Source organism: Kineothrix sp. MSJ-39 (assembly GCF_018917935.1).
GTDB lineage: Bacteria > Bacillota > Clostridia > Lachnospirales > Lachnospiraceae > CAG-194.
The window spans coordinates 1-7,152 of sequence record NZ_JAHLPN010000035.1 but is presented as its reverse complement, the minus strand read 5'-3'; the positions used below and the strand labels follow the sequence as shown (position 1 = coordinate 7,152).

The following is a 7,152-nucleotide window of genomic DNA, read 5'->3' as shown; positions in this document are numbered from 1 at the left end:
TTTTTATACCCAAAGATGCAGACCTGTTCAAAAATAGAAAAAATCATACAAAGAAACGCCAAAACCGACATTTGCCGGAGTTGGCGTTTCTTTGTTAGGGACTTATTTTACAGCCCCTTTGTTCTTGTTTGAAAACGCCGGAACGTGTATACTAAAAGGGAATATTGTTTAAAAACGAGGGAAATTATGGCATTTACGCATTTACATGTCCATACAGAGTACAGTCTGCTGGACGGTTCGAATAAAATTAAAGAGTGTGTGAAACGGGTAAAAGAGCTGGGCATGGATTCTGTGGCGATCACTGATCACGGTGTTATGTACGGTGTGATCGATTTTTACAGAGCTGCAAGAGCAGAAGGCATTAAACCGATTCTGGGCTGTGAAGTGTATGTGGCACCGAATTCCCGCTTTGATAAAGAACTGACAGGCGGCGAAGAACGATATCACCACCTTGTTTTGTTAGCAGAGAACAACCAGGGCTATGCCAACCTGATGAAGATCGTAAGCCGCGGCTTCACAGAAGGCTATTACTATAAGCCACGTGTTGATATGGAAGTGCTGCGTGAGTTTCATGAGGGTATTATTGCCCTGTCAGCCTGCCTGGCGGGCGAAGTACCGCGATACATAGAAAAAGGCATGATCGAAGAGGCAAAGCAGGCGGCACTCAAATATCAGGATTGTTTCGGAAAAGGCAACTATTTCCTGGAGCTGCAGGATCATGGCATTCCGATGCAGCAGACAGTCAATGCTGCACTCCTCTCCATGAGCAGAGAGCTTGATATCCCCCTTGTGGCAACAAACGACGTGCATTATACACGGGCGGAGGATGCACAGGCGCATGATATCCTGCTCTGTATCCAGACCGGTAAGGTCGTAACGGATGAAAACCGCATGCGTTATGAAGGCGGACAGTATTTTATCAAGAGCGAAGATCAGATGAAAGAACTGTTTCCTTATGCGCTGGAGGCCTTGGAGAATACGCACAAGATCGCGGAACGCTGCAATGTGGAAATCGAATTTGGCGTGACAAAGCTGCCAAAATTTGAAGTGCCGCAGGGCTATGATTCCTGGACATACTTAAATAAATTATGTATGGACGGTCTGAAGGAGCGTTACCCGGATGACGACGGAACGCTGAAGGAACGTCTGGACTATGAGCTGTCCACGATCCGGAGGATGGGATATGTAGATTATTTCCTGATCGTATGGGATTTTATCAATTATGCGAAAGAAAACGGAATCCCTGTTGGACCGGGACGAGGTTCCGCCGCGGGGGCGATCGTTTCCTACTGTCTGAAGATCACCGACATTGATCCGATCCGCTATAACCTGCTCTTTGAGCGTTTCCTGAACCCGGAGCGTGTGTCTATGCCCGATATTGATATTGATTTCTGCTATGAAAGAAGGCAGGAGGTCATCGATTATGTACGGCGCAAATATGGTGCGGACAAGGTTGTACAGATCGTTACCTTTGGTACGATGGCGGCAAAGGGTGTGATCCGTGATGTGGCGCGTGTGCTGGATCTGCCGTACAGCTTTGGCGATACCCTTGCCAAAATGATCCCGAATGAACTGAATATTACCCTGCAGAAAGCACTGGATATGAATCCGGAGCTTCGCAGCAGATATGATACAGAGGAGCAGGTGAAGAATCTGCTGGATATGTGTATGAAGCTTGAAGGTTTGCCGAGGCATACTTCCATGCATGCGGCTGGTGTCGTAATCTGTCAGAAACCGGCGGAGGAATTTGTACCGCTTTCCAGAGGCTCAGATGGTTCGATTACAACACAGTTCACAATGACGACGATCGAAGAACTCGGACTTCTGAAGATGGATTTTTTAGGACTGCGGACACTGACGGTTATCAAAGATGCAGTCGATCTTGTCAAACAGGATACGGGGAAAGAGTTATCCATGGGTAACATTGACTACAATGATCCCAAGGTGCTTGATTTTATCGGAACGGGAAAGACGGATGGCGTGTTCCAGCTGGAAAGCGGCGGTATGAAGAACTTCATGAAGGAGCTCCGCCCGCAGAGCCTGGAGGATATCATTGCCGGTATTTCCCTGTACCGTCCGGGCCCGATGGATTTCATTCCACGTTATATCAAAGGAAAGAACAATCCGGAAACCATTACCTATGAAACGCCGCTCTTAGAGCCGATCCTGTCACCAACCTACGGCTGTATCGTCTATCAGGAACAGGTTATGCAGATCGTGCGGGAACTTGGTGGATATACGCTGGGACGAAGCGATCTGGTCAGACGTGCCATGAGTAAGAAAAAGCAGGCAGTCATGGAGAAAGAGAAGGCTAACTTTGTATACGGTAACCCGGAGGAAGGCGTTCCGGGCTGTATCAGCCGTGGGATCAGTGAAGCGGTGGCAGATCATATTTATGAAGAAATGATGGATTTTGCCAAGTATGCGTTTAACAAGTCGCATGCAGCGTGCTATGCGGTTGTATCTTACCAGACCGCCTTTTTGAAATATTATTATCCGCTGGAATTTATGGCAGCACTTATGACGTCAGTCATAGACAACTCAGCAAAGGTAACGGAATATATCATGAGCTGCAGAAGCATGGGGATCGAAATACTGCCGCCGGATGTAAATTACAGTCTGGCAGGCTTCTCTGTGCAGGACGGCAAGATCCGTTTTGCCCTGACGGCGTTAAAGAGCGTTGGAAGACCGGTTATTGAAGGTATTGTTGCAGAGCGCGCAGCAAACGGCAACTATAAAACACTGGAAGATTTTATCACGAGAACGAGCGGGCTTGACATCAACAAGCGTGTGATCGAAAATCTGATCAAGGCAGGTGCGTTTGATTCCCTGCCGGGCAACAGGAAACAGAAGATGTTCGTATATGCGGGATTGGTTGACCGGCTTGTAAAGGATAAAAAGAATAATGTCGATGGACAGATGAGCCTGTTTGATCTGGCGAAAGGGGAAGATAAGAGCGACTTTCACACGCCACTTCCGGATGTCGATGAATTTGACAGACAGGAGCTTCTGGCGTATGAAAAAGAAGTGGTCGGCTTTTATATCAGCGGACATCCGCTGGAAGAATACAAAACATTTCTGGAACGGCGGATCACGGCGAAAACTTCTGATTTTTACAGAGACGAAGAAACCGGTGAACCAAAGGTAATGGATGGGCAAGAGGTCGTGATCGGCGGTATCTTAACGGATAAAAAGATCAAATATACAAAAAATAATAAGATCATGGCATTTCTGACGATCGAAGATCTGTATGGCAGTATTGAGGTGATCATATTCCCGCGGGATTATGAGAAAAACCAGAGCCGTCTGGAGGTGGACGGAAAGATCTTTGTACAGGGACGCGTACAGCTGGAAGATGAAAAGGACGGCAAACTGATCGGTTCTACGATCAGCAGGTTTGATGAAATGCCGCGTCGTCTGGCGATCGGTTTTGCGGATAAAGACAGCTACCTGCAGCAGGCAGATAAGCTGACAGAGCTCTTAAAGGGCTCGGAAGGAAAGGATTCTGTGCTGATTGTCTGCAAGAAGGAGCGTGTGCAGAAACTTCTGCCGCCGAACCAGAACATTCATATAGAAGAAACGCTGCTCGAAAGACTAAGTGAAACGTTCGGAAAAGACAATATAAAGGTTTTATAACAGAAATATTGCAATAGTAACAAAAAAATAATACAATAATAGTGCAAAACAGACAGGAGGATAAGCAAGTGGCAAATGAAATCAAAACAATTGGTGTTCTGACAAGCGGTGGTGATGCACCGGGCATGAATGCGGCTATCCGTGCGGTGGTCCGTAAAGCGATTGCCAATGGCGTTAAAGTCAAGGGCATCAAAAAGGGCTATCAGGGACTGTTAAACGAAGAAATTATAGATATGCAGAAAAAGGATGTATCCGATACGATCCAGCGTGGCGGTACGATCCTTGGAACAGCCAGATGTGCTGAGTTCCGTACACCGGAAGGGCAGCAGAAAGGTGCTGAAATCTGTCGTAAGCACGGGATCGACGGTATTGTCGTGATCGGTGGTGACGGTTCATACCGCGGAGCGCAGGCACTTTCCAAGCAGGGCATCAATACAATCGGTCTGCCGGGAACGATCGATCTGGATATTGCATGTACAGATTATACGATCGGATTTGATACTGCGATCAACACAGCAATGGAAGCGATTGATAAGGTAAGAGATACTTCCTCTTCCCACGAACGCTGCAGTATCATTGAGGTTATGGGCAGAAACGCCGGTTATATCGCACTCTGGTGTGGTGTTGCCAATGGCGCGGAAGATATTTTATTGCCTGAAAAATACGATTATAACGAGCAGAATATTATCAACAATATCATCAACAACCGTAAGCATGGTAAAACACATCACATTATCATCAATGCGGAAGGCATCGGACACTCCACATCCATGGCAAGACGGATCGAAGCTGCAACCGGTATTGAGACAAGAGCAACAATCTTGGGTTACATGCAGCGTGGCGGTAATCCGACCTGTAAGGATCGTTTCTATGCATCCATCATGGGTGCTTATGCAGCAGATATTCTCTGCGAAGGCAAGACAAACCGAGTTGTCGGCCATCAGGGCGGTAAGTTCGTAGATTTTGATATCGATGAAGCACTCGCCATGCAGAAGGACATTGACGATTACGAATACAGCGTCAGCAGAATCTTGTCCATGTGACGTATGTTCAGAGCCGTGCGAATTTATATAAAACATGTGGGGCATATTTATATGCGGCCACATGTTTTTATAAATTCATGCGGCGAGAGCCGCGACATGAGCAAATGGAAAGCCGCGAAGCAGCGGATTTGCGAATGGCGATGAGGCTCTGAACATATGAGACAGTAACAACGACATGAGAATATGGAAAGACGGGAAGGAACATTATGATCACGTCATCATCTAATAGTAAAATTAAACATGTCTGCCAGCTGGTCACCAAGGCAAAAGCGCGCCGCACGGAGCAGCTTTTCGTGGTAGAAGGGATCCGGATGGCAAAGGAAGCACCAAAGGAGCTGTTAAAGGAGGTCTATGTATCGACCTCCTTTTTGCAAAGAAAGGAACAAAGTAAGCTGCTGGCAACTCTCTCCGTACCTTATGAGGAAGTCAGCGATGATGTATTTGCCAAAATGAGTGATACGGTAACGCCGCAGGGGGTGTTATGTGTCCTCAGACAACCGTCCTATGATCTGGATGAGCTGCTTGGCAGAGACGGAACCTTTCTGGTACTGGAGGATATCCAGGATCCGGGCAACCTGGGTACGATGCTGCGGACGGGAGAGGGTGCAGGCATTACAGCGGTCATCATGAGTAAAAAAACAGCAGATCTGTTCAATCCAAAGACGATCCGTTCCACAATGGGATCTGTTTACAGAGTTCCGTTTTGTTATGTGGAGGATCTGAAGGCAGTGGTAGAACGAATGCACGCCGCCGGTATACAGACCTATGCAGCACATCTGCAGGGGAAAAACACCTATACACAGGAGTGCTACAGCGCAAAAACGGCATTTCTGATCGGTAATGAAGGGAACGGACTTTCCGATGAGATCACGGCACTTGCCACGAGTAAGATCCGGATTCCGATGGAAGGACAGGTAGAATCGTTAAATGCTGCTATTTCCGCAGCTATTTTAATGTATGAAGCAAAGAGACAGAACAACTAGAAACTGACATTGAACAGATATTTACCGGATGTAACGCAGAGCGGTACAGGAAAAAGAAACCGGTGGAAAAGGAGCGGGAAAATGAAGATAGGATTTATCGGACTTGGAAACATGGCAACAGCTATGATCGGCGGTATGATCAAACAAGAGATCGTAGGCGCAAAGGATATACTCGGATCAGCAAAAACAGAGCAATCCGTAAAGAAAGCAGAAGCTGCTTTTCATATCACAGGCTGCAAGGATAACGCAGAAGTGGCCGGGCAGGCGGATATTCTGTTTCTGGCTGTCAAACCACAGATGTATCCGGATGTGATCGGGCACATTAAGGACGCTGTAAAGCCGGAAACAATCGTGGTTTCCATTGCGCCGGGCAAGACGATCGCATGGCTGACAGAGCTGTTCGGAAAAGAAGTCAAACTTGTCAGATGTATGCCAAACACACCGGCGCTTGTCGGCGAAGGCTGTACAGGTGTTTGCAAGGCAGAAAACGTAACAGATGCGGAAATGGAACAGGTACTTTCCCTGTTGAACAGTTTTGGTAAAGCATATATCGTTCCGGAAAAACTGATGGATACGGTTGTAGGAGTTAGCGGCAGCTCACCAGCATATGTATTTATGTTTATAGAAGCAATGGCAGATGCGGCTGTCATGGATGGCATGCCAAGAACACAGGCATATGAATTTGCAGCGCAGTCTGTTCTCGGAAGTGCCAAAATGGTACTCGAAACAGGAATGCATCCGGGTGTATTAAAGGATATGGTATGTTCTCCTGCGGGAACAACGATCGAAGCTGTCAGAGTGCTGGAAAAATCAGGATTTCGCAGTGCTGTCATCGAAGCACAGAAGGCATGTGTGGAGAAGGCAAAAGGCGTCTGAAAGGGACGGACTGGGTTGAGGAGAGAATATGAAATTTCGAAGAAAGATAATTGTAATCGGTTATGGTTTGGCATTCATGGCTTTGTTCTTGTTTTACCAGCTTCAGATGCGCGAATATGCAGGCTTTCAAAAAATAGACATAGCCAATGCAGAAGATAAAACAGCTGAATTTCAATATGGTGTGGATGCACCAGTTGATTCAACATATATTGTGATTTCAGGATATGCTTATCAGACTTTTATGGATTATAAAACTATAGATTATAAAATCGTCCTACTCAATGAAAGAACAGGTGAGACCTTTTCCATTAAGACACAACCAGTTGAACGTCAGGATCTGTTAAAAAATGATACTGCACTTCATTTTGCAAAGGTTGGATTGTACGGAAGGGTTTCAAAGAAAGCAGGTGCGTTTTCTCAAAATTATTATGAAATCTGAGTGTGTGAATAAAACTCTGTAAATGTAATCTTCTATGATAATGATTGGGCTGAAGGCTCTCAAATGAGCATTCAGCCCTTGCTTTATATATAACAGTGTCGATTCGAGCATGTCAAGAGCAGGCGAAAATTTCCGCCTGTAAAACAAGCTTTAAAGTTACTATTCGGGCAATCGG

General features: G+C 46.3%; 5 protein-coding genes. All 5 read left to right on the top strand.

The window, feature by feature from the left end:
• Positions 1–186 precede the first annotated feature (186 nt).
• Positions 187–3,636 carry a DNA polymerase III subunit alpha gene (locus tag KQI22_RS13555; protein ID WP_216553367.1) on the top strand — a complete coding sequence of 1,150 codons (3,450 nt, stop codon included), beginning with the start codon at positions 187–189 and terminating at the stop codon, positions 3,634–3,636.
• Between the two features lie 68 nt (positions 3,637–3,704).
• Positions 3,705–4,679 carry a 6-phosphofructokinase gene (gene pfkA / locus KQI22_RS13550; RefSeq protein WP_216553364.1) on the top strand — a complete coding sequence of 325 codons (975 nt, stop codon included), beginning with the start codon at positions 3,705–3,707 and terminating at the stop codon, positions 4,677–4,679.
• 206 nt (positions 4,680–4,885) lie between these two features.
• Positions 4,886–5,662, top strand: a complete 777-nt coding sequence (locus tag KQI22_RS13545; RefSeq protein ID WP_216553361.1) for a TrmH family RNA methyltransferase — start codon at positions 4,886–4,888, stop codon at positions 5,660–5,662.
• Between the two features lie 81 nt (positions 5,663–5,743).
• A complete protein-coding gene (gene proC / locus KQI22_RS13540; protein ID WP_216553358.1) occupies positions 5,744–6,538 on the top strand; it encodes a pyrroline-5-carboxylate reductase in 795 nt (264 codons plus the stop codon).
• Between the two features lie 28 nt (positions 6,539–6,566).
• Positions 6,567–6,977 carry a hypothetical protein gene (locus KQI22_RS13535; RefSeq protein WP_216553355.1) on the top strand — a complete coding sequence of 137 codons (411 nt, stop codon included), beginning with the start codon at positions 6,567–6,569 and terminating at the stop codon, positions 6,975–6,977.
• The last annotated feature ends 175 nt before the right edge of the window (positions 6,978–7,152 follow it).